The organism is Streptomyces sp. NPDC012935 (assembly GCF_042900345.1).
Classification (GTDB): domain Bacteria; phylum Actinomycetota; class Actinomycetes; order Streptomycetales; family Streptomycetaceae; genus Streptomyces.
The window spans coordinates 1-2,094 of sequence record NZ_JBIBBC010000050.1; the positions used below are offsets into that span (position 1 = coordinate 1).

At 75.2% G+C, this 2,094-nt stretch carries 3 protein-coding genes and 1 pseudogene; 1 reads left to right on the plus strand and 3 read right to left on the minus strand.

What is annotated here, in order from left to right:
• The 3 genes and pseudogenes from ACFY5C_RS41275 to ACFY5C_RS41285 form a co-directional block, all read right to left on the minus strand.
• Window positions 1-476: pseudogene (locus tag ACFY5C_RS41275) on the minus strand (ABC transporter permease); the annotation flags it as partial.
• Window positions 473-1,360, minus strand: coding sequence for an ABC transporter ATP-binding protein (locus ACFY5C_RS41280; RefSeq protein WP_086867856.1), 888 nt, complete (start codon window positions 1,358-1,360; stop codon window positions 473-475). The pseudogene ACFY5C_RS41275 and the gene ACFY5C_RS41280, both read right to left, overlap by 4 nt.
• Window positions 1,357-1,743 carry a GntR family transcriptional regulator gene (locus tag ACFY5C_RS41285; protein WP_062670598.1) on the minus strand — a complete coding sequence of 129 codons (387 nt, stop codon included), beginning with the start codon at window positions 1,741-1,743 and terminating at the stop codon, window positions 1,357-1,359. The genes ACFY5C_RS41280 and ACFY5C_RS41285 overlap by 4 nt, the downstream gene beginning before the upstream one ends.
• 113 nt (window positions 1,744-1,856) lie before the next feature.
• Between ACFY5C_RS41285 and ACFY5C_RS41290 the strand changes: the two genes are divergently transcribed.
• On the plus strand, window positions 1,857-2,094 hold a 238-nt coding region (locus ACFY5C_RS41290; protein ID WP_389455212.1), incomplete at its 3' end, for a hypothetical protein.

The following is a 2,094-nucleotide window of genomic DNA, read 5'->3' on the forward strand; positions in this document are numbered from 1 at the left end:
CGGTGCAGCAGGGTGAGGACGGCCATGCCCGCCACCAGCAGCGCGGCGGGGACGGCGAGCTTGGCGGCGAGCCAGCGGGCCGGGGAGACCGACTGCGTCCAGGCCAGCCGGGCCGTGCCGCTCTCCAGTTCCCGCCCGACGAGCGCGGCGCCGGCCCAGGCGGCGGCGAGGAAGGGGACGAGCCCGATGAGTCCGCCGGCCAGCGCCGTGGCGCTCTGGTAGCGCTCCGCGGCCGGGCCCCCCATGTCGCAGCCGAGGCTCGGCCGCCCGTCGAGGCAGCCACGGGACCGGTACTCGGCCCAGGCGGCGTCCGCGCCGGGACCGTACGCCCACAGCAGGACGCCGGCGCCGACGGCCACCAGCATCACCCAGAACCACAGGGCCGAGCGGTGCACCCGCAGCGTCGCCCAGAGCAGGCCGCGCGGTCCCCGGCGCCGGTCGGCGGCAGCCGTGGTCTCCAGGGTCACAGCGGTCATACGGCGGCCTCCTGGACGTCGTCGAGGCGCAGGACGGGTGCCTGCGGGGCACGGAGGTGGGCGAGGACCAGCTCCTCCAGGGTGGGGACGGTCTCCTGCCACGCGGGGTCGCGGGGACCCTCGGGCCGGATCAGGGCGGTGAGGCCGCGGCCGGTGGTGCGCGCCTCGACCACCGTGTGCGGATCGAGGGAGGCGTCGGCGCGGCCGGTGACCAGGCGGTGCGCGGCCAGCAGGTCGTCCAGCGGTCCCGCCAGGCGCACCCGCCCGGCGCCGAGCAGCAGGAGGTGGTCGCAGGAGCCCTCCAGCTCGGCGACGACGTGCGAGGACATCACGACCGTGGTGCCGTGCTCGGCCGCGTCGGCCATGAGCGTCCCCGTCAGCTGGTGCCGGGCGAGCGGGTCGAGGTCGGCCATCGGCTCGTCCAGGAGGAGCAGTTCGGGCCGCTTGCCGAGGGCGAGGGCGAGCGCCACGCGGGTGCGCTGGCCGCCGGACAGGGTGCGGATCTTCCCTTCCGGGTCCAGGTCGCCCTCGGCGACGATCCGCTCGGCCACCTTGTCGTCCCAGCGTCCGGGGTTCAGCTCACGGCCCCAGCGCAGCGTCTCGGCGACGGTCAGCTGGGGGTACAGGGGCTTGTCCTGGGCGACGTACCCGACCCGGGCGCGGACCTCGGCGGGGGACCGGCCGAGGACGGTGAGCGCGCCGGCGGTGGGCCGGGTCAGTCCGGCGGCCAGGGACAGCAGGGTCGACTTGCCGGCGCCGTTCGGGCCGACGACGGCGCACACGCCGCCCGCCGGTATCCGGAACGCGCAGCCGTCCAGCGCCGGCTTCCCCCGCCGCCCGAACCGCATGCCCAGCCCGGCCGCCTCGATGGCGGTCTCGGTCATGACGGGTCCCCCTTGAAGTGTGTGTCCAGTACGGAAGTGAAGAGCGCGTCCACGTCGTCGCGGTCCAGCCCGGCCTCGCGGGCCCGGACGGCCCAGGCGTCCAGCTCGGCGCGCAGCGGTGAGTCCGCCGGCGCGGTGTTCAGCCCCCGCCGCACGAAGGTGCCGAGCCCCCGCCGTGCCTCGACCAGCCCCTCGCGCTCCAGTTCGCGGTACGCCTTGAGGACGGTGTTCGGGTTGATGGCGGTCGCCTCGACGACCTCCCGGGCGGTGGGCAGCTTGTCCCCGGGCTCCAGCAGCCCGAGCCGCAGCGCCTGTTTGGTCTGCTGCACGATCTGCACGTAGGTGGCGACGCCGGAGCGCCGGTCGATGCGGTACTCGATCATCGCGTTCCACCACCCTTTCACTAATTGAGTAGTGAAAGGGTGGTGGAAGGGAGCTCGTGGTGTCAAGCCGGACCGGTACGGTGACCGGACTCGACTGCAGGGGGGAGGGGCGCGTGGACCGGTCCGCAGCACGTGTGGTCGCCGTCGACGTCGGTTCCGTCCGCACCGGTTCCTTCGCCTGGGCGGCCGTCGACGTGCCGGGGCACAGGCTCACCGCGCACGGCGACGATCCCGCGGGCGCGGTGGAGGCGCTCGCCGTGGCCCTGGCCGACGGGAGCGACGCGGTGCTGGCGCTGGAGGCGCCGATGTCCGTGCCCGTGCCCGAGGACGGGAGGCTGCTGGGGAAGAGCC